This is a genomic window from Methylophaga sp., from assembly GCF_030651745.1.
In genome coordinates, this window is record NZ_JAUSCC010000018.1 from 12687 (window position 1) to 34215 (window position 21529).

Here is a 21529-nt window from a genome sequence, read left to right on the forward strand (position 1 = left end):
TCATGAGTAGCAACGATTACATTTCACCGGAAGCGGCACAAACCCTTTACGGCCTGTTTTGTGAACGAGTAAAACGTAGCCCCGACCATGATGCCTATGGATATTTTGATAGTGACAGCGAAAGTTGGCAGAGTCTGAGCTGGCAACAGGTTGCCGATGCCGTTGCTCTCTGGCAACACGCTTTACAGCAGGAAAATTTGCGTAAAGGGGATCGGGTTGCACTCAACTTGCGTAACAGCAAAGAGTGGATTTTTTTCGATCTGGCGGCATTAAGCCTCGGCTTGATAGTAGTACCGCTGTATCCCGATGATCGACCTGATAATGTCGCCTATATTCTGCAAGATGCTGATGTTCGATTACTGATGGTAAATAGCACCAAACAATGGTCTGCCATTAAAGCCGTATTACCTGAAGAACATAGTCTTAAACGAATTGTTATAGTTAATGAAGAGTCAGCGAATCAAGATCAGCTATCCACCACATTACAAAAATGGTTGGTTCAAACAGATACTGAACTTGTTATCAGCCCAACTGCACCAGATAAACTAGCCTCTATTATCTATACCTCCGGTACGACCGGCCGCTCGAAAGGCGTTATGCTGAGTCATCAGAATATGCTGTCAGTGGCACATGGATCATTGCAGTTTTTTGAAATCTTGCCTGACGATATTTTCTTGTCGTTTTTACCGCTATCACATACTTTGGAACGAACAGGTGGTTATTACCTGCCAATGATGGCGGGTTCCAAAGTAGTTTTCTCACGCAGCATTCCCCTGCTGGCTGATGATATGCGACAAGTGCAACCGACTATCATGATCGCGGTACCCAGGATCTTTGAAAGAATCTATGATCGTGTGCAAAAGCAATTGGCTGAAACAAACGCTTTACGTCGGCTTATATTCAAATCTGCCGTGAATATTGGCTGGAAACGCTTTCGCTATCAACAAAAGCGGGCACACTGGTCACCATCGCTGCTGCTATGGCCATTATTAAATAAACTGGTAGTCGACAAATTTCATCAACGTCTGGGCGGGCGTTTGCGTTTAGCCGTCAGTGGCGGCGCTGCTTTACCGGCTTATGCTGCCAAAATGTTTATAGGTTTGGATTTAACTTTGCTTCAAGGCTATGGCCTTACAGAAACCAGCCCGGTTATCAGTGTTAATGAGCCATCAAGTAATGATCCAGCCAGTGTGGGTCGACCGATACAGGGTGTGGAAGTGCGGATCGGTAAAGATGAAGAGCTGGAAGTAAAAGGCCCAGGTAACATGCTCGGCTATTGGAATAATCATAAAGCCACGGCCCAAACTATTGATGCTGACGGTTGGCTACATACCGGTGATAGAGCACATATCAGTGAAACCGGACATATTCATATTATTGGGCGAATCAAAGATATCCTGGTACTCAATAACGGTGAAAAAGTACCGCCAGGTGATATCGAGGCTGCAATCATCAGCAATGGTTTGATTGAACAAGCTGTTGTGTTAGGAGAAGGTCAGTCTTATTTAGCGGCTTTACTGGTCATTAACGGTGAAAAATGGCCACAGATAGCCCAACAACTTGGTCTCGATCCATTATCAAATGACAGTCTTGGCAGCAAAGTATTAAAACAACACTTTGTGCGCTTATTGAGACAGTGGTTATTCGAATTCCCGTCTTATGCGCGAATCCGGCGAGTGCATCTGACGTTGGAACCCTGGACCATTGAAAATGGTTTGCTCACACCAACATTAAAAGTAAAACGCGCGCTGGTGCTGGAAAAATTCAAGAAAGAAATTCAGGCAATGTATAAAGACACATCAGGCGGTGACAGATAACGGCTGGTCTATAACATCAGGAATATGCCGCATTATCGCTTCGACAGTGTGAAATGAACCAAAAATCAAAATTCGATCACCGCTAACAGCACTTTCGGCAGCACGATTATAAGCCGCTTCGACAGTTTCACTGATATCTACTCTGTCATCCGAAATTTTACCTTGTAAGCCCGCGGCCAACTCATCTGCTGACTGCCCTCTATTGCCGGTTAGACCGCCAACAAACCAATTATCAATTACCGGCAGCAAAGCATCAAAAACTGCTCGACAGTCTTTATCCCGCAACATGGCAATAACCGCATGGGTTTTACCGTGGCAAGGAATCTCCCGTAACAGTTTTGCAAGATTTTCAGCACCTTGCTGATTATGCGTTACATCAAATATATGCGTAACCGGCCCGTCTATAAGCTGGAAACGACCGGAAAGTTTGACTTGCTGTAAGCCAGCACGAATGACAGATTCATTAAGCTTTTCCATGCCGGCAGCTTTTAACAAACTGATCACCTGCAATACGGCTGCACTGTTCTGAATTTGATAACAGCCAAGTAATGCGGGATGTGGCAACTCATTAAACTGTTCATCAGCATTGTGCCAATGCCATAGGTTGCCCACGGTCTCGGCAACGAAATCTTTGCCAGCAATATATGCTGGAGCAGCTAATGTCTTGGCGATATCGATAACCGTTGAGGGAGGTGACGACTCACTGCAAACTAGCGGATGATGAGCGCGCATAATGCCTGCTTTCTCTATGCCAATCAGTTCGCGGGTATCTCCGAGCCAGACGGTATGATCCAAGCCAATCGGTGTAATTAAAGCAATATCCGCATCAAATAGATTGACAGCGTCGAGACGCCCGCCCATCCCAACTTCGAGGATGGCAATATCAATATCCTGTCGACAGAAAATATCGGCGGCGGCCAACGTGGCAAATTCAAAATAACTGAGTGAAACTTCAGCACGAGCGGTATCAATTCGATCAAAGGCTTCACAAATCTGCTGATCGCTTGCCGGTTGACCAGCAATCACTATACGTTCGTTATAACGCAACAAATGCGGTGACGTATAACAGGCTGTTCGATACCCTGCCGCTGACAGGATCGACGATAACAAAGCAACTGATGAACCTTTCCCATTGGTACCCGCCACCGTCACAACTCGAAATGGCAGTTTGTTGTTGGCATACATTCTCTGCCATACCACGCGAATACGATCCAGACCCGGATCTATTTCAGTGAAATGTAGTTGCTCTTGCCATGCCAACCACTGTGGCAAGCTATCAAATCGCATAAACTGTGTTTATACAGCGATACGATTTTGCATCATGGTCAACAGATTATTCAGGCGATCGCGCATTTCACGACGATCAATAATCATATCGATAGCACCATGTTCCAGCAAAAACTCACTACGCTGGAAACCTTCGGGTAGTTTTTCACGAACCGTTTGTTCAATAACACGTGGGCCAGCAAAGCCGATTAACGCTTTAGGTTCTGCCACATTAACATCACCGAGCATAGCTAAACTGGCAGAAACACCACCCATGGTCGGATCGGTCATTACAGAGATGAAAGGAATACCGGCATCTTCCAGTTGAGACAATACGGCACTGGTTTTGGCCATTTGCATCAATGAAAATAGGCCTTCCTGCATACGTGCACCACCACTGGCGGCAAAACAAATCAATGGTAATTTTTTAGCTAATGCAACCTTAGCTGCACGCACAAATTTTTCACCGACCACAGATCCCATTGATCCGCCCATAAAGCCAAAATCAAACGCGACTACCACAACAGGTAAACCTTTAAGCGTGCCTTGCATCGCTAATAAGGCATCATTTTCACCGGTGGCTTTTTGCGCTTGAGTAATGCGGTCTTTATAGCGTTTACTGTCTTTAAATTTCAGCGTATCAACCGGTTTTACTTCAGTACCGATTTCCTGGCGATTTGCTTCATCCAGAAAGTTTTCCAGTCGAACCCGGGCATTGATACGCTGATGATGATCACATTTTGGACACACCATCTGGTTACGTTCCAGTTCGGCACGGTACAGAACATTGTCACATTCAGGACATTTACACCAGACACCTTCAGGAACTGAGCGGCTACGGCCACTGGTGCGAATTTTCGACGGTAATAATCTTTCAAACCAACTCATTGTTTCACCTTATCTCTTTGTTAAGCCGAGACGCTGGCTAAATCACGCGCATTAATTGCATGACGCATTTCAGCTAACAAACTTGCCACCGCGGCAGGTAATTCTTGTGGACGGTTGGCATGTTCTTCAATGCAACGCACCAAGGTACTACCCACCACAACAGCATCAGCAACTTGTGCTACAGCAGCAGCAGAACGACCATCTCTGATACCGAAACCTACACCAACCGGTAAAGATGTATAGCGTCGGATCTCTTCCAGCTTCGCAGTTACTTCATTGATTTCCAACGCTGCGGCACCAGTCACACCTTTGATAGAAACGTAATAAATAAACCCTTTGGCATATTCAGCGATCTTCTTCATGCGTTCGGCAGAAGTTGTCGGAGCAACCAAGAAAATGGTATCGATATCGTGGCTATCCATTAACTGTTTAAACTCACCAGATTCTTCTGGCGGCATATCCACAGTTAACACACCATCTACACCAGCAGCCTGGGCTTTTTCAGCAAATTTTTGATAGCCCATTGCTTCCAAAGGATTGGCGTATCCCATTAAAACTATTGGGGTATGGGTATTTTTATCTCTGAATTGCTTAACCATATCGAGGATAGAATTCAGCGTGACATCATTTTTTAACGCTCTTTCACAGGCTTTTTGAATAACTGGACCATCAGACATCGGATCCGAAAACGGTACGCCCAATTCGATAATATCGGCGCCGGCTTCAACTAACGCATGCATTAACGGTACGGTAACCCAGGGTTCAGGATCACCTGCCGTTACGTATGGAATAAGTGCAGTTTGCCCGTCTGCCTGAAGATTTTTAAAACATTCACTTATACGACTCATTTTGTATTCCTCAGAAATTCAGACCAGCCATGGCCGCAACCGTGTGCATGTCTTTATCACCCCGCCCTGAAACATTTATAAGGATACTTTGATCTGACGACATGGTTGGTGCTAATTTAGATACATACGCCAAAGCATGACTGGTTTCCAATGCCGGGATAATACCTTCTGTACGTGTTAACTCATGGAAAGCCTCTAAGGCTTCGGTATCCGTCACGGTAACGTACTGTGCTCTGCCAATATCTTTTAACCACGCATGTTCCGGGCCTACGCCGGGATAGTCCAAACCGGCTGAAATGGAATGGGTTTCGGTGATTTGACCCGCCGTATCCTGAATCAGATAAGTTCGATTTCCATGTAAAATGCCTGGCGTACCGGCTGATAATGGTGCTGAATGTTGTCCACTTTGCAAACCATGACCAGCACCTTCAACACCGATCATCTTCACTGCTTTATCTTCAATAAATGGATAAAACAGACCAATAGCATTGGAACCACCGCCAATACAGGCGACTAATGCATCTGGAAGTTTTCCGGTGGTATTCAGCATTTGTTGACGTGCTTCACGGCCAATAACCGATTGAAAGTCACGGACCATTGCCGGGTACGGATGCGGGCCAGCGACCGTGCCGATAATGTAGAAAGTATCGTCAACATTGGTTACCCAATCACGCAAGGCTTCATTTAACGCATCTTTCAGTGTTTTGGAACCGGACTGAACCGGCACAACTTCTGCACCTAACAGTTTCATTCGATAAACATTCTGGGCTTGGCGGGCAACGTCTTCTGCGCCCATATACACCACGCATTCCATTCCCAGTCTGGCCGCCACGGTTGCCGTAGCAACGCCATGCTGGCCAGCACCGGTTTCGGCAATAATACGGGTTTTACCCATACGTTTTGCCAGAAGAGCCTGGCCAATAGTGTTGTTTACTTTGTGCGCACCAGTGTGATTGAGATCTTCACGTTTTAAATAGATCTGCGCGCCACCCAGTTTTTTTGTCCAGTTTTCGGCATGATAAATCGGTGAAGGACGACCTACAAAATCAGCCAGATCTTTATCCATCTCCGCTTGAAACTGTGGATCATTTTTGTACTGCTTATAAGCTTCTTCCAGCTCATAAATCGCGCCCATCAGGGTTTCGCCTACAAAACGTCCACCATATGGGCCAAAATGACCAGACTCATCCGGGTAAGTTTTAAAGTAATCATCAATCTGTATATCAGGCATTTGCCACCTCTCGCATGAATGCGCTTATTTTATTATTACTTTTGAGTCCTTTCGACTCTTCTACACCGCCACTCACATCCACTGCATAAGGCGAAACCTGCTTAATCGCGGCTGCAACATTTTCTGTTGTCAAACCACCGGCTAATATCAGGGGCTTACTGATAGCAGTAATCATTGACCAGTCAAATGTCTGCCCGGTTCCGCCCGGCACACCATGTTGATAGCTATCTAACAATAATGCCGATGCATTGGTGTAATGCATATCGGCTTTTTTTAAATCTGCCGCTGTTTGCATTCGCACCGCTTTGATATACGGCATATTGAATTGTTCACAAAATTCGGCAGCTTCATCGCCATGAAACTGCAACAAACTTAATGGAACCTGTTCAAGCGTTTGACGTACCATTTCAGCAGAAGCGTTCACAAACAAACCAACAATAGCGATAAATGGCGGTAATTGCGCTGTAATTAACGCCGCCTGAGCAGCTGTTACGGCACGTGGACTCGGTTCGTAAAACACCAGACCAATAGCATCCGCCCCGCTTTTTACAGCAAATTCAGCATCTTGGCGACGCGTAATGCCACATATTTTAACGCGGGTTCTCATATGGGGTTGTCAGCTTTGTAAAAGTCAGCCTAGTACTTTACCAGAGCACTGGGAAACCTGACACTGTCGGCAGGCAATATTCATCGGGATATATCACATCGGTCAGATACAGGCCTTGTGGCGGAGCAGTGACACCCGCCATATTACGATCCTGACTTTGCAAAACCTCACCGGCCCACTCAACTGGTCGTTTGCCTTCACCCACCGGGAGTAAAACACCGAGTAAGTTACGCACCATATGATGTAAAAAAGATTTGGCTTCAACATCAACAGCAATGCAGTCATCGCGTCTAGTGACAATTAATTTATCCAAGGTTTTTATCGGGCTTTTGGCCTGACATTCCTGGGCTCTGAAAGCCGAGAAATCATGTTGACCAAGTAACTGATTGGCTGCCAGCTGCATTTTGTGTTCATCAAGCTGTTTATACACCCACCACATTCGTTGGTGATGCACACTGGAACGGCCTGCACGATTGAGGATTAAATAGCGATAACGACGTTTTATTGCACTGAATCGGGCATTAAAATCTTCCGGTACTGGTTTTACCCATTTAACGCTGACATCATGCGGGAGATTTGAATTTAACCCCAATAGCCAATTGCGTGGCTCACGAATAGCATTGGTATCAAAATGCACAACCTGATTTAAAGCATGTACCCCGGTATCGGTGCGGCCTGCTGCAAATACTTCGGTTTCGGCATTGGCGATTAGCGATACAGCTTTTTGCAATTCGCCTTGAACAGTGCGTTGTGCGGGTTGAAACTGCCAGCCATGAAACCGACTGCCGTCATATTCGACACCAAGTGCTAACCTCACAAAAAAACTCGTTATTGCAGTGAGTCGAGCAGTTCTTGCGCTCGTTTTTTCTGTTCATCAGTACCCTGTTCAAGCACTTCTTCCAGAATACCCCTGGCGCCTTCAGGATCACCCATATCTGAATAGGCCGCAGCCAGTTCCAGTTTGGTTTCAGCTTCATCAATTGAATCGAAATCACTGAGATCAAAATCCAGTTCTTCATCATCAATACTGCCATCCAGATTCAGATAATCTTCGATAACATCATCAGTTTCTGTTGGTGACTCATCTTCGGTTTCAAAAGCCGATAAATCCAATTCGTCCGAATCCAGAGAATCAAGTGGCAAGGTCTCTTCAGCTTCTTCTACTGCAAGCAGATCTGCTTCATCATCTAACTCATCAATACTCAAATCCAGTACTTCCGGAGCCGATGAATCTGGTTGCAACACATTATCCTGAGTTAAATCGATTCTCAGATCATCGTCTTCAGCAAAAGTCTCGATATTCGATTGTTCCGATTCCGGTTCAGTTTCTGCTTTTTGCTCTACTGACGAATAACTGGTATCAAACGGTAACAAATCCTCTTCGTCTCGTTCATAGACCTCGTCTGCCTGAGATGATTTTGTTGAATCAACTTGGTAATCATCCAGATTAAACTCTATGTGATCAGATTCCTCTACCTCAGAAGTTTCAATGTCATCTTCTTCAGCAAAATCTTCTTCAATGCTGAACTCGGCGTCATCTTGCTCAGCAAAATCATCAACTGTTTCAGCTTGATCTGATGATTCTGCCGCTTCAGCAAACAACGGATTATGTGGTAGCAACTGATTGCCCCAAACTCTAATTTCTGACCATTGCGGATCATTCTCATTGATTCCTGAAGTGTTCAGTAATGCAATAAAATCAGCAGATTTCTGTTGTTTGTAATAGACAAACATTAATTTTGCTGCGATATCCTTGTCATCTGGCGCTTGCTGATAAGCTTGTTGAAGTGCGCTGCCTGCCTGTACATAATCGGCATAACCAACAAACATGTCCGCCTGTTCAACCAACTCATCAACTGACTTGGTTTTGATTTCGACTGAATCTTCGGGTTCTTTAACAACTGGCGTGACGGTGGCCACACTGGCTATTTCTGGTGCTGTCTTAACAGTTTTTTTCTTATTTATTTTGTTAACTGCATCATCCCAGTTAACTTCACGTTGACTGCGACGAATGACCATCCAGACCAGGAGTAGCAATAGCAAGATTGCCAATAGTGACTCCACTTTATGTGCCATCACAAAGGCTTGAACACGATGAAATAATGAGTCCATTTGCTGCTGTTCCAGATCCAGCATTTGTGCCGCTTCATCAATTGCCGCATCCACTTCTGCCGATGCGGAATCTAACGCTGCTAAAGCGTCGTCCTCTGCATTAGCAGTCGGATCAACTTGTGCCAAAACATTGTCGGCAGCTGGTGTTTCAATATCAGTAGTCGTTGGTTCGTTATTTTGCTCCATCGATGCTGAGAGCTCCTGATCATCAAGCGCGACCGGTTCCCATTGGTTTGCATCTGACAGCTCTGCATTATCTGTATCAGCATTGGTCGAACCACTATCAATAATGGCGTTGGCCTCGCTGACCAATGCAGCAAGATCCATTTGAGATTCATCTTGTTCCAGCAGACTTTGCAATCTGGCCAAATCCGCATCTTTAAGAGAAATCAGCCGACGCATGGTATCGAGTTGACGTTCCAGCGCATCCATACGATTTTTAAAATCGATATTTTCCTGAGATTGCGCTTCCATTGCCTCCTGCGCGAGGGTTAGTTGCTCACTGATCCGTTGTAAATCGGGATCGCCATTAATCTCAGGATCAGCATCCAGCAAACTGTCTTCGGTCGCAGCAATTAATTTTAAACGCGCAGTTTCATCAGCCGATACTTGTTCTTCAGTCGTAGTGGACAATTCGGTATCAGTAATTTCAGCTTTTGCCAATTCAGCGTCAGTTTCAGCTGGTACTACGTTATTTGCAGGTGCTGATTGAACCGGTGTTACTGCTGTTGGAGCAGTGGCCGTGGCCTGTGAACGATTACGATTTCGCCAAGCTGCATTTTGTTGATCAACCGCATTTTTAGCAGCACTGGCCGATAAACGGGTGATTTCATCTGTTGCAGGAATTCTCAACGTACTGCCTGCGTACAGACTATTCACGTTATTCTGCTGGAATGCGCCTGGATTGGCATTCAGCAAGGCAATCATCATCTGTTGCATCGTAATATCTGCAGAGGGTCGGGTTCTCTCAGCGATACTCCAGAGGGTTTCGCGTGACTGAACCTTGTACTCTGAGCTGACATCACGGTTTGGAGACCATGTCGTTGGTTGTGAACGAGAACTGCTTGCAGGAGGTTGTGTTTGTGGAGTCGCTGTCGCACGTTGTGGAGCACTGCTTAACCGATCACGATATAACTCTTTGGGCGGATCCAGCAGAACAGTATATTCACGTAGTAATTTACCCTGCCCGGTGGTAGCTGCCAATAAAAAACCCAGAAATGGTTCTTTAATTGGCACATCCGAAGTCACCATTATGCGGGTGGAATTCGCCTCTTCAACCACCTCAAATTTAAGTTGGGTAAGTAAGAAGTTACGATCCAGTCCTGCTCGTTCGAAATCCTGAGTAGAAGCCAATCTGACTTCAAGATTACCGCGCTCGTCATCTCTCAATGCATTTACTGCAATTTCAGCTCTGAACGGTTCATTCAGTGCTGAATGAAGGGTTATCTGACCAAGTCCAAATGCATAACTTGGCAGGGGAGTTAATAAACCAAGTGCCGTGGCTACCGACAAACTGGTCAACGTTTTCTGTTTCATTTAACTCCCCTTCCTTGACATTAGCAGCTATGCCTAGAGGTATTTATCTACCAGAAGCTCAGCAATTTGCACACTGTTAAGTGCTGCCCCTTTACGGACATTGTCTGCGACCACCCACAAATTCAAGCCGTTAGGATGCGAAATATCTTCACGGATACGTCCTACATATACAGGATCCTGGCCAGATGCATCTGTGACTGCGGTTGGATAACCGCCATCTTCACGTTCATCAATGACCACAATGCCATCAAATGCTGACAATAATTGCTTGGCTTTTTCAGCTGTAATCTTGTCACGGGTTTCGATATGAATGGCTTCTGAGTGACCAAAAAACACCGGTACCCGAACTGCAGTAGGATTAACCTGAATATCGTTGTCACCCATGATTTTCTTAGTTTCCCACACCATTTTCATTTCTTCTTTGGTGTAACCGTTTTCCATGAAAACATCGATTTGCGGAATCACATTAAAAGCGATCTGCTTAGGATAAACTTCAGGTTCAGCCGGACGACCATTCAATAAAGCGGCAGTTTGTTTGGCAAGCTCATCCATTGCCGGTTTGCCACTGCCAGATACGGCCTGGTAAGTACAAACATTAATGCGTTTGATGCCAACCGCATCGTAAATCGGTTTTAACGCCACTAACATTTGAATGGTTGAGCAATTTGGATTGGCTATAATGCCGCGCTGTTTGTAGCCTGCAACCGCGTCAGGATTCACTTCAGGCACAATTAACGGCACATCATCGTCATAACGGAACTGGGAAGTATTATCGATAACGATACAACCGGCAGCAGCGGCTATTGGTGCATAAATTTCAGAAACACTGGCACCCGGTGAAAATAAACCGATTTGAACTTTGGAAAAATCAAATTTTGCCAAGTCTTCAACCATTAATGACTTGTTACCAAATTGCACAGTTGAACCTGCCGAACGCTCGCTGGCTAACGCATAGACTTTACCGACAGGAAATTTACGTTGATGCAGAATATCCAGCATGGCTTCACCCACCGCACCAGTCGCACCTACAACAGCAATATCAATTTGTTTAGTCACAATTCACCTAAATTCTTTTGTTACAGCGCTGCCACAACGGCATCGCCCATTTCAGAAGTACTGACGCGAGTCATGCCCGCGGAGAAAATATCTGCTGTTCTCAAACCTTGATCCAAAACTTTGCTCACGGCATTTTCAATGCGATCGGCAAAAGCCGGCTGGTCAAGCGTGTAACGTAACATCATAGCAGCTGACAGAATGGTTGCCAGCGGATTAGCAATATTTTGGCCTGCAATATCCGGTGCAGATCCATGAATGGGTTCGTACATGCCTTTACCATTTTCATCCAGTGATGCAGATGGCAACATACCAATTGAGCCAGTCAGCATCGACGCACAATCCGACAGAATATCGCCGAACATATTGGTGGTCACCATCACGTCAAACTGTTTCGGTGCCCGAACCAACTGCATCGCCGCATTATCGACATACATATGACTTAACTCGACATCTGCATAGTCTTTAGACAATGTGGTCATGGTTTCACGCCATAATTCCGTACATTCCAATACATTGGCTTTGTCAACAGAGCAAACTCTGCTTTGGCGCTTACGAGCAATATCAAATGCCACGCGACCGATACGGTTGATTTCACTCTCACGATAGACCAAGGTGTTGTAACCCTCTTTTTCGCCATTTTCCAAGACACGAATACCTCTTGGTTGACCAAAATAAATACCACCGGTTAACTCACGTACGATCATTAAATCCAGACCAGCAACCACTTCTGGCTTTAACGTCGACGCATCAGCCAATTGTGGATACAACAAGGCCGGACGTAAATTAGCAAAAAGGTTTAATTGTGAGCGAATACCCAATAAACCTTTTTCCGGACGCACACTGATGTCCAATGATTCCCATTTATAGCCGCCAACAGCGCCTAATAAAATAGCATCGGCCTGTTTAGCCATCTGCAAGGTTTCATCAGGAAGTGGACTACCGGTTTCGTCATAGGCGGCACCGCCAATCAAACCGTATTCCAATTCAATGTCCAAACCATCTTGTTTAAAAGCATTTAAAACTTTAACGGCTTCGGCAACAATTTCCGGGCCGATTCCATCGCCGGCTAATACTGCAATTTTCTTTGTCATGAATGTTATTACTTATAAATAATTAAAATTAGGAAAACAGCCACGGCGCTTGTTCGCGACGACGGGCCTCGTAAGCTTTAATATCATCAGTGTGTTGCAGGGTGAGGCCGATATCGTCCAGTCCTTCAAGCAAACAATGTTTTTTGAAGCTATCAATTTCAAAAGGGAATTTTTCGCCATTCGGTAACAGAATAGTTTGCTCCGGTAAATCAACGGTCAGCTGATACCCTGGAGTGGCCTCGACTTGCTCAAATAATGTATCAATCTGTTTTTCATCAAGCTTGATAGTGAGAATGCCATTTTTACTGCTGTTGCTAAAAAAGATATCAGCAAAACTTGGCGCAATAATCACCCGTATACCAAAGTCTTCCAATGCCCAAACAGCATGTTCACGACTCGAACCACAACCGAAGTTTTCCCGTGCCAGCAGAATAGTGCCACCCTGGTAGCGCGGCTGGTTAAGTTCAAAATCAGGATTCAACGGACGATTACTGCAATCCTGTCCCGGTTCACCATGGTCAAGATAACGCCATTCATCAAACAGATTCGGACCAAAGCCACTACGTTTAATCGATTTCAAAAACTGTTTTGGAATGATGGCGTCCGTGTCGACATTAGGCCGATCCATTGGTATCACTATTCCGGTTTCGACGGAGATTTTTTGCATGTTCACCTCTTATTTTGCTTGTCGCAGGGTTTTATCTAATGACTCGTTATGTTGTTTTAGGCGTCATTTCCAGTTAAAACGTTTTTAACCTGCTGTAATTCTTTTTTCATGATGATATTGCACGCAAATGAGCGATATCAAAAACCTGCAAATAATACCATTGTTTGCAGTGGTATATTTCGTTGCTATCAATTTAGTGGGGGTTAACGGACTTGTTGAATTTCACTTTCAATCGCATCATGTTGTTGAATTAACTCATCAATAGATTTCGTAAAGTCTGGATCTATTGAACCTTTTAATACAACAATTTCAACCCGGCGATTAGTGGCCCGATTTGCAGCGGAATCATTCGGGGCTAAAGGTTTGGTATCAGCATAACCTTCGAGTACAAATCGCTCGGGAGGGATCGTATTGTAATTCAGCAATTCATGGACTACTGAAGTGGCTCTTGAGGTTGATAACTCCCAATTAGAGCGATATCGGGCAGTGCTGATTGGAATATTATCGGTATGGCCGGCCACGGCAATTAAACCATCTGTCTGGGTTAATACTTCGTTGATTTTTTTCAGGATCGGAATAAAGTCCTGATTCAAGGTGGCATCACCTGAAGGAAAAGAACCGCGTTCACGAATTCGAATAACAATGCGGTTGAGCTGATTTTCGACAACTATCAAGCCCCTTTCTATTTCCGACTCCAGAGCTTGTTTGAATTCTTCTACTTCTTCTGCAACCTGCTTGGCCTGGGCTTCTGCGACCGCTTCAGCATCCATCGTAATTTTCAACACATCGCGGGTATCGTCAGTGGTTTCCTGGCGGACAATATTCAAGGGTGTGGGTTTGGGTTCACCTGGGCTGAATTCCTGCGCGATAATACTGGTGCCCTTGGGGATCGCTTCATCGATAACCTCGCGTTGTACACCAAAAGCTTTCTCCAGAGACAACACCACCATTTTATATTTGATGGCATCGATCTCGGCAAAAGACAGCAATAACACGAAGAAACACATCAGCAGCGACATTAAATCGGCAAATGTCGCCATATAGGCGGGCAATCCTTTCTTTTGTTGCTTTTTGAAACTCTGCGTTTCGGTATCACTCATAAGGTTCTGCCGTCTTCAGCAGATCAAGCTTCGGCTGGAGCCGGAGCTTCGGCATCCCGCTTGGAAGCCGGAAGATAATTTTTCAACAACTCTTCCAATACTTTCGGGTTTTGCCCTTCCTGAATTCCCATCACACTCTCGATGATAATACTTTTGTTCATCAACTCTTCATTACTGCGAAGAGCCAGTTTATCGGCTACCGGTAAAGCAAACATATTGGCTATCATTGCACCGTATAATGTAGTCAATAACGCTATCGCCATTGCTGGTCCAATTGATTTCGGATCAGACATATTCGACAGCATCTGCACCAAACCTACTAACGTCCCTATCATGCCCATCGCCGGTGCGGCATCACCGATTTGCTGAAAAATCTGTTGTCCAATGCTGTGGCGATTAACCGTTTCATTCATTTCGGTATTCAGCGCTTTTCTGACCACTGCTGGTTCATGCCCATCAACCAGCATACGGATACCTAAGGCCAGTGCTGGGTTTTTCACTTCTTGTCTTTCCAGAGCCAGTAAACCTTCTTTGCGGGCAATACTGGCTAATTGCACAACACTGGTGATAATTTCCGTGGGATCTTCAGATTTATGGAGAAAGGCTTTAGTGGCCGTTTTCATTGAACCAATAAACTGTTTCAGCGTGAAACGCATCATTACAACCGCAAAGGTTCCGCCGACAACGATCATAAATGATGGGGTATTGATAAATGTACTCGCCGCTGCACCCAGTGCGATAGTGGCGATAATAAGACTCCAGGCAATTAAAAAACCCAGTAAAGTAGCCAAATCCACGTGCTTTTCTCCCTGATTAAGTCTTGCCTGAAGTCATAGGACATTTTTTGCGTTTAATTGTACCGGATGCTTTCCAAAATCAACAGTATCAAGTATTCACAGCCTGTTGGTATTTTTTCCGCCGGTAAATGATGACTGCTGGCAACAGTGCCAGAACAATCAAGAATAACAACAAAGCAAATGGCCAGAGGGTTGGCTGGTTCCACTTTGCTCTTAACTGGTCTCGTAATAGCGGATCAATACGGTGATACTTTAATGTATTGTTTGCCATCAAATTAGGCTTGATATTTTTATTCCATGCATGAAATAAGGTTAACTGTTTGGGATGAAACCCCCACACCCAAGGGGAATCATGCCTTACAATCTCAACCATTTCATCAATAATTTTCTGGCGTTCCTCACCATCCGGCATAACCCGCATTTGTTCAAATAATCTGTCAAACTCAGGATTCTGATAATTCGCATTATTTTCACCATTATGAATAGCTTTAGCGTTCGGTCCATACAGTAAAAACAGAAAATTTTCCGGGTCAGGGTAATCAGCACTCCAACCAATCCTGAAGATCTGGGTTTGGCCGCGCCGCATTTTGTCCTGAAAACGATTGTAATCAGTTGAACGAATAACCAGCTGGATATTGAGTTTTTGAAATTGCTTGCGCATCCAGTCCAACTGGGCCTTGGCATCGGGACCAACAGCGGCCACATCAAAATACAGAACCAAAGGCTGACCTGTTTCAGCATCACGCCCTTTTGGGTAGCCCGCTTCTGTCAATAAGTTTCTCGCATACTCGATGGGTTTTGTTCGTACCGCATCATCACGCCACTCATATACGTAAGGATCCAGCCCTGCCCTGCCTTCCCGATAACCAAATATTCCTGGCGGTATTGGCCCTTGTGCAGGGATACCGCGGCCGTTAAAAAAAATCGAGACAAATTCTTCTTGATCAATTGCAATGGCTATTGCCTGACGTAATTTACGCGCCTTTTCTTCGTTGCCTCCAACAATAGAATCCAACATGTTGAATCCTATGTAGTGCGTCGTCGTTCCAACTGCGGATTGAAGATCGATGCCTTTTTTCATCATATCTTCACTGAGTCCAAACGAACCACCCGAAGATACCTGAATAGCCTGATCAAAGCTGTCGGATGTCAAACCGCTGACATCGTAATATCCCTGAATAAATTTCCCCCAATACGAGGTACTTTCTTTTTCAAGGGTATAAATAATCTTATCGATAAACGGCATTGGCACACCGGCATCATCCAATAAACCCGCTGCTGCATCTCCGGGATTACCCTCTGTTGGATAGGTTTCGCCGTGATAATTTGGATTCCTCACCATCACCATACGTCGATTGGGATCGTTCTCAATCATTTGATAAGCCCCGGTCCCAACCGGATACCAATCCAGAGTGATATTTTTATCTATGAGTGCTGCTTGCTGATAAAAGACATCTGCTTCCCATGGAACAGGAGCAAAAAAAGGCATGGCCAGCCAATATTTTAACTGTGGATACTGCCCATAAACGGTAATTTGATAGCGATAATCGTCAACTACCTGAACCCCGCTTATCTGCAATTCCCGTAGATCAATTGGTTCATTTTGCTGACGCATCTTGCCCAGCGTGGCAGCAAAATCACCTAAGCCGACAATATGCTCACTCATTAAGCCCAAGATCGGTGAATGCACTTCAGGATGTGCCAAACGCTTAATCTGATACACATAATCCGCTGCTTTTAATTCCCGGGTTGCTTGGCGGAGAAAATCCATAATCGTTTTTATATTGCGCGATGATTGAGCGTCTATATCGTGATACAGAAACTGGCCCGTCTTATCCCGAACAAAAGCAGGATGCGGCTGATAGGCAATTCCCGGCCGGATGCTGATGGTATAGCGTGAAAAAGCAATATTGTCTGCTGTTTGTTGTGATGATGTTAGCAGCTCGCCATTTTTATCCAGTAGCTCGACTTCTGGCATATTTGCGGCGGTTAACGGCTCTAGCGTGTATGGTCTTTTAAGGTAATGGTATTGAAATGGCGGCTCGTAAATCTGTGCGGTAATCAGACTTTCATTAGCCGCGTAGGATCGAGCAGGGTCCAAATGCTTGGGACGTAACATAAAAGAGCTGTAACTTACTGATTTCTCACTCTCAGCAGCGGGGTATGGAGAGTTAAGAGCCGACAGGTCACATCCTGCCAGTAAGGCAGATAGCAGGATCTGTAATAAAACACGAAATCGGGTCATAACCATCCAAAGTCGAAGCCAATCAAATAATGAGTATATCGGTAATGCAGGCAGCTCGCCTCTTCCCGTACCAGTCAAAATCAGGTAAGTTTATCGGTTTTAAAATTTCTGGAGTACTTCATGGGTTTTCTACAAGGTAAACGGGTATTGATTGTTGGCGTGGCCAGCTCACGTTCTATCGCTGCCGGTATTGCGCATGCGATGGCTCGTGAAGGCGCGGAACTGGCTTTTACCTACCAAAATGACAAACTCAAATCACGCGTTGAAAAAATCGCTGAAGAATGTGGCTCCAATCCCGCACTGATTTTTCCATGCGATGTCAGCAGCGATGAACAAATTACTGCTGTTTTCGACGATCTCGCCAAACAGTGGGATGGTTTGGACAGTATCATCCATTCAGTAGCATTTGCCCCCAGAGAACAGTTACAGGGCAGCTTTGTTGACAGTGTAACTCGTGAGGGTTTTGCCGCAGCACACGATATCAGTGCCTATAGCTTCGCTGCATTAGCAAAAGCAGGCAAAGAAATGATGGCCGGACGTAATGGTTCATTATTAACACTAAGCTACCTTGGCGCCGAACGTGCTATTGATAACTACAATGTGATGGGTGTGGCCAAAGCGGCTTTGGAAGCGACTGTTCGTTATATGGCTTACTCTTTAGGGCCAGATGGTATTCGTGTTAATGCGGTTTCAGCAGGCCCAATCAAAACACTTGCCGCCGCCGGTATTGGTGATTTTGGCAAAATGTTAGCTTATGGCGAACGTAACTCACCATTACGTCGTAATGTCACAATTGAAGAAGTCGGTAATGTGGCCGCATTTTTATGCTCTGATCTGGCATCTGGTGTGACCGGTGAAATTACTTATGTCGATGGTGGTTACAATATAGTAGGTATTGGCGATAAGTAAGTTAAACCGATGTTCATTCAGTTATATAAAACAGGGCTTCAAGCCCTGTTTTTGTTTTAGCCATTGTAAAAATTAAGGACTGCCCATGCCTCACTCACATGCCGTCATTTTATTAGTATTAATCATCTTGAGTGCCATTAGTGGTGTTTTATTTGGCTGGTTTTTTGGTGAGTTGTCACTGCAAATCGGCTGGATGGGGGATTTATTCCTTAACGCTTTGAAAATGATCATTATTCCGCTTATTGTAGCCTCGGTTATCAGCGGCATTGGTGCACTTGGAGATATCCGAAAACTGGGTCGTTTAGGTGGCTCCACCATTCTCTATTATGGTCTTACAACAGCGGTTGCCGTCTTTATCGGCTTGGTAGTAGTCAATATTATTCAACCTGGTGCCGGGATAGAGCTTGGCAATGCAACGGTTCCAGAGCGCATTCTTGAAAAACAGGGAACCGGCATAGCAGATATTTTCATGTCACTGATTTCACCCAATCTATTTGCCTCAGCAACCGAAATGCAGTTATTACCGATCATTGTTTTTGCCATCTTGTTTGCAATGGCACTAACCACCATTGGCGACCGATCTAAACCGGTATTTGCGGTTTTTGATGGCATAAATGAAGCCATGATGAAATTGGTGATATGGATCATGTATTTCGCTCCCATCGGTATTTTTGCGTTGATTGCTGCGCGCATCGGTCTTGCGGGTGGTGGTGAAGAACTTTTCAAAGAAATCCAGGCAGTAGGCTGGCATGTCGTCACCGTATTGACTGGCTTGTTTATTCATTTTTGTTTTCTATTCTTGCTACTTCAACTTATCGCCGGTAAAGGTTTTAGCTATTTGCTGGGTATGAGTCGAGCCTTGTTTACCGGATTTGGCACTGCAAGCTCTACTGCCACCCTGCCGTTAACAATGGAGAATGCTCGCGAAAATAAAGTCAGTGATAAGGCTATAAAGTTTGTCTTACCGTTGGGCAGCACGGTCAATATGGATGGCACCGCACTCTATGAGGCAGCTGCTGTGTTATTTATTGCTCAGGCTTATGGTATTGATCTGACGATGACTCAGCAGGTCATCGTGTTCATCACAGCAACGCTTGCCGCAATCGGCGCCGCCGGCATACCTGAAGCAGGCTTGGTCACGATGGTGATTGTACTAAGTGCTGTAGGCTTACCGCTGGAGGGTATAGCACTTCTATTAGCGGTTGACTGGTTCCTGGATCGCTTCCGCACTGTTGTCAACATCTGGGGTGATAGTGTCGGTGCAAAGGTAATCGATACATTAGTCATAAAAAAGGCGCTTTAAGCGCCTTTTTATTTCTTTTAATCAATATTATTGATCTTCACTGGAAGTGACGCGAGATTCATAAATAGTTATTTTCGCTTCACTACGAAGTGTATTGATGAATGCAGCCATTTCAGCTCTACCATTGAGGCGGTTCAAGTTTGACACTAAACCATCGCGTACTTCTGGCTCAATGTTCTCCGTATCCCCTTGTTTAACATCACTGACAGCGACCACTACATAGTTTCCATTGTCAGCGGTAAAACCTGCATATTGTGTTGAACCGGTATTCGGTAACGTGAAAGCCTGATTCAAAATTTGGGCACTTATTTGCTGGCTATCACGTCCGTAAAATGCAGCAGCTTGCCACGCTTCCGGAAACACCTCTTCACCAGGTTTACCCGCTTTCAATTCCTGTAATCTTGATTCGCCTTGTATGAAAGCTAAATCACTGGCACGTTGATAGCGGATCTGTTCAGAAATAGCCGGAGCAACTGAATCAAACGGCAACAAGGTTGCAGCGATATGACTGTTTTTACGCACCACGACAAGTCGTGTATCAGACAATTCGATAACCTGGCTGTTCAGATCCTGGTTGAGCACATCATCTGAAAACGCCGCTTGCACCACTGCATTGTTCTCTGCGATCCCACTACCACCACTGCGTGTAAAGGCACCAGACGTTTTGATCTCTAAAGTCAGGGTTTCAGCCGCAACATCCAGTGTTTCCGGATTTTCATAGGTGAGATTAGCTAACTCTTCTGCTTTATCATAGAACTGACGTTCGGCTTGTTGGCGACGATACTGTAAAGCGACTTCGTCTCTTACACCTGCAAATTCAACATTGCTGGATTGATCAATATCCGTTAATTGGATGATGTGATAACCAAACTCGGTTTTAACCGGCTCAGAGATATCACCAACATTTTCCAAAGCAAAAACTGCCGCTTCAAAAGTGGGCTCCATCACATCACGTTGTATTGGTCCTAAATCACCGCCTGAAGCAGCTGAACCAACATCAATAGAATAGGTTTTGGCTAATTCGGCAAAGCTTTCACCTTCATCGAGCTTGGTTTGTATTTCAGCCAGGATTTGTTCTGCTTCATCATTATCATTAATTAAAATATGGCTTGCAGTACGCAGTTCTGGTCCAACAAACTGTACTTTATTATCGATAAAATACTGTTGTAGCTGCTCATCGCTTGCTTCAATCTGCGATGAAATGGTTTCTAATGATAATTCAAGGTAATCAAGCGAGACTTGTTCTGGAGTGGTATAGCTTGATTGATTGGCATTGTAGAAATCACGCACATCACTTTCTTCAACTTCCGTTTGTTCGAGGAAATCTTCAAGTTTGACTACACCGTAAGCGATTTCCCGCTGTTGATTTTCCAACTTCAGCAGTCTTTCAACCTCAACCTGAGAAACAATCGTACTACCTTCAACATTCTGGACAAGTTGTTGTCCTAACAGGTCATTACGCAGCGTTGCTTCATAGTATGCAGGCGTAAATCCAGCACGTGCCAATACCATTTGGTACTGTTCACTATCAAATCGACCATCGCGCTGGAAAGCAGGAGTTTGTTGAATAAATTGAGCAATCTGACGATCACTGATGCGTTGGCCTAATTTATCTGTTGCCGAACGAATCAAACGTTGTTCGATAAGATCATCAATAACGGCATAGCGTATTTCAGCGTTATCAAACATTTCAGGGTTAAATTCTTCTCCCATCATTTGTCGCATTTGTTCGCGATAACGTTGCACCGCTTGTAATAATTCAGAGCGGGTGATCTCATCACCATTTACTTTCGCTACTACAGTATCGCTGGGACCGGTAACGTAAGAGTTCACCCCCCAAAGGGCAAATGGAATACTGATTAAGCCAACAATAAACCAAGCAATCCAACCTTGGGCGCGATCACGTATGAAATGCAACATAGCAGTGAACCTTCTTTACGAAATGTGGGTTAATTTAAGCAAAAAAAAAGGCGCATAGAATGCGCCCTTCTTTTGTAATGGCGGAGCGGACGGGACTCGAACCCGCGACCTCCGGCGTGACAGGCCAGCATTCTAA

The 21529-nt window shown here is 44.9% G+C and carries 17 protein-coding genes; 3 read left to right on the plus strand and 14 right to left on the minus strand.

All coding sequences use genetic code 11. The annotated features are described in order from the left end of the window. Positions 1-2 precede the first annotated feature (2 nt). Positions 3-1817, plus strand: a complete 1815-nt coding sequence (locus Q7V21_RS01315) for a long-chain fatty acid--CoA ligase (protein WP_304915558.1) — start codon at positions 3-5, stop codon at positions 1815-1817. Here Q7V21_RS01315 and folC read toward each other — a convergent pair. From folC to Q7V21_RS01380, 13 genes are all read right to left on the minus strand, one after another. After that, positions 1800-3104, minus strand: coding sequence for a bifunctional tetrahydrofolate synthase/dihydrofolate synthase (gene folC / locus Q7V21_RS01320; RefSeq protein ID WP_304915559.1), 1305 nt, complete (start codon positions 3102-3104; stop codon positions 1800-1802). The genes Q7V21_RS01315 and folC overlap by 18 nt on opposite strands. Positions 3105-3113: 9 nt before the next feature. Then, positions 3114-3971: an acetyl-CoA carboxylase, carboxyltransferase subunit beta gene (gene accD, locus Q7V21_RS01325; RefSeq protein ID WP_304915560.1), complete on the minus strand. Its 858-nt coding sequence runs from the start codon at positions 3969-3971 to the stop codon at positions 3114-3116. A gap of 20 nt (positions 3972-3991) precedes the next feature. Continuing rightward, positions 3992-4819 carry a tryptophan synthase subunit alpha gene (trpA, locus tag Q7V21_RS01330; protein WP_304915561.1) on the minus strand — a complete coding sequence of 276 codons (828 nt, stop codon included), beginning with the start codon at positions 4817-4819 and terminating at the stop codon, positions 3992-3994. Positions 4820-4829: 10 nt separating this feature from the next. Further along, positions 4830-6050 (minus strand): tryptophan synthase subunit beta, encoded by a 1221-nt coding sequence (gene trpB / locus Q7V21_RS01335; RefSeq protein ID WP_304915562.1) that lies wholly within the window; start codon positions 6048-6050, stop codon positions 4830-4832. Beyond that, entirely contained in the window at positions 6043-6657 is a 615-nt protein-coding gene (locus Q7V21_RS01340; RefSeq protein WP_304915563.1) for a phosphoribosylanthranilate isomerase, read from the minus strand. The genes trpB and Q7V21_RS01340 overlap by 8 nt, the downstream gene beginning before the upstream one ends. A 37-nt stretch (positions 6658-6694) precedes the next feature. Then, positions 6695-7474 (minus strand): tRNA pseudouridine(38-40) synthase TruA, encoded by a 780-nt coding sequence (truA, locus tag Q7V21_RS01345; RefSeq protein ID WP_304915564.1) that lies wholly within the window; start codon positions 7472-7474, stop codon positions 6695-6697. A gap of 11 nt (positions 7475-7485) precedes the next feature. Then, on the minus strand, positions 7486-10305 hold the full coding sequence (locus Q7V21_RS01350; protein WP_304915565.1) for a FimV/HubP family polar landmark protein: 2820 nt from the start codon (positions 10303-10305) through the stop codon (positions 7486-7488). Between the two features lie 33 nt (positions 10306-10338). After that, positions 10339-11361 carry an aspartate-semialdehyde dehydrogenase gene (locus Q7V21_RS01355; protein WP_304915566.1) on the minus strand — a complete coding sequence of 341 codons (1023 nt, stop codon included), beginning with the start codon at positions 11359-11361 and terminating at the stop codon, positions 10339-10341. 20 nt (positions 11362-11381) lie between these two features. Continuing rightward, a complete protein-coding gene (leuB, locus tag Q7V21_RS01360) occupies positions 11382-12452 on the minus strand; it encodes a 3-isopropylmalate dehydrogenase (RefSeq protein ID WP_304915567.1) in 1071 nt (356 codons plus the stop codon). Between the two features lie 28 nt (positions 12453-12480). Next, positions 12481-13119: a 3-isopropylmalate dehydratase small subunit gene (gene leuD, locus Q7V21_RS01365; protein ID WP_304915568.1), complete on the minus strand. Its 639-nt coding sequence runs from the start codon at positions 13117-13119 to the stop codon at positions 12481-12483. Between the two features lie 203 nt (positions 13120-13322). Continuing rightward, entirely contained in the window at positions 13323-14219 is an 897-nt protein-coding gene (locus Q7V21_RS01370; RefSeq protein ID WP_304915569.1) for a flagellar motor protein MotB, read from the minus strand. A 23-nt stretch (positions 14220-14242) separates the two neighbouring features. Beyond that, positions 14243-15016 (minus strand): flagellar motor protein PomA, encoded by a 774-nt coding sequence (pomA, locus tag Q7V21_RS01375; protein WP_304915570.1) that lies wholly within the window; start codon positions 15014-15016, stop codon positions 14243-14245. A gap of 88 nt (positions 15017-15104) precedes the next feature. Beyond that, positions 15105-17261: an ABC transporter substrate-binding protein gene (locus Q7V21_RS01380; protein WP_370654038.1), complete on the minus strand. Its 2157-nt coding sequence runs from the start codon at positions 17259-17261 to the stop codon at positions 15105-15107. Positions 17262-17381: 120 nt separating this feature from the next. On the opposite strand from Q7V21_RS01380, the gene Q7V21_RS01385 reads away from it, so the two are divergent. Together Q7V21_RS01385 and Q7V21_RS01390 are read left to right on the plus strand one after the other, a co-directional pair. Continuing rightward, positions 17382-18170 carry an enoyl-ACP reductase gene (locus Q7V21_RS01385; protein ID WP_069295101.1) on the plus strand — a complete coding sequence of 263 codons (789 nt, stop codon included), beginning with the start codon at positions 17382-17384 and terminating at the stop codon, positions 18168-18170. Positions 18171-18255: 85 nt separating this feature from the next. Next, entirely contained in the window at positions 18256-19473 is a 1218-nt protein-coding gene (locus Q7V21_RS01390) for a dicarboxylate/amino acid:cation symporter (RefSeq protein WP_304915572.1), read from the plus strand. A gap of 27 nt (positions 19474-19500) precedes the next feature. On the opposite strand, the gene Q7V21_RS01395 is transcribed toward Q7V21_RS01390, so the two are convergent. Next, entirely contained in the window at positions 19501-21393 is a 1893-nt protein-coding gene (locus tag Q7V21_RS01395; RefSeq protein ID WP_304915573.1) for a SurA N-terminal domain-containing protein, read from the minus strand. Positions 21394-21529 lie beyond the last annotated feature (136 nt).

Coding starts and splice junctions, on each gene's coding strand:
- leuD (WP_304915568.1), bottom strand. CDS start 13,119: ATGCAAAAAATCTCCGTCGAAACCGGAATAGTGATACCAATGGATCGG.
- Q7V21_RS01370 (WP_304915569.1), bottom strand. CDS start 14,219: ATGAGTGATACCGAAACGCAGAGTTTCAAAAAGCAACAAAAGAAAGGA.
- trpA (WP_304915561.1), bottom strand. CDS start 4,819: ATGAGTCGTATAAGTGAATGTTTTAAAAATCTTCAGGCAGACGGGCAA.
- trpB (WP_304915562.1), bottom strand. CDS start 6,050: ATGCCTGATATACAGATTGATGATTACTTTAAAACTTACCCGGATGAG.
- Q7V21_RS01395 (WP_304915573.1), bottom strand. CDS start 21,393: ATGTTGCATTTCATACGTGATCGCGCCCAAGGTTGGATTGCTTGGTTT.
- Q7V21_RS01350 (WP_304915565.1), bottom strand. CDS start 10,305: ATGAAACAGAAAACGTTGACCAGTTTGTCGGTAGCCACGGCACTTGGT.
- Q7V21_RS01385 (WP_069295101.1), top strand. CDS start 17,382: ATGGGTTTTCTACAAGGTAAACGGGTATTGATTGTTGGCGTGGCCAGC.
- accD (WP_304915560.1), bottom strand. CDS start 3,971: ATGAGTTGGTTTGAAAGATTATTACCGTCGAAAATTCGCACCAGTGGC.
- Q7V21_RS01390 (WP_304915572.1), top strand. CDS start 18,256: ATGCCTCACTCACATGCCGTCATTTTATTAGTATTAATCATCTTGAGT.
- Q7V21_RS01340 (WP_304915563.1), bottom strand. CDS start 6,657: ATGAGAACCCGCGTTAAAATATGTGGCATTACGCGTCGCCAAGATGCT.
- Q7V21_RS01315 (WP_304915558.1), top strand. CDS start 3: ATGAGTAGCAACGATTACATTTCACCGGAAGCGGCACAAACCCTTTAC.
- folC (WP_304915559.1), bottom strand. CDS start 3,104: ATGCGATTTGATAGCTTGCCACAGTGGTTGGCATGGCAAGAGCAACTA.
- leuB (WP_304915567.1), bottom strand. CDS start 12,452: ATGACAAAGAAAATTGCAGTATTAGCCGGCGATGGAATCGGCCCGGAA.
- Q7V21_RS01380 (WP_370654038.1), bottom strand. CDS start 17,261: ATGACCCGATTTCGTGTTTTATTACAGATCCTGCTATCTGCCTTACTG.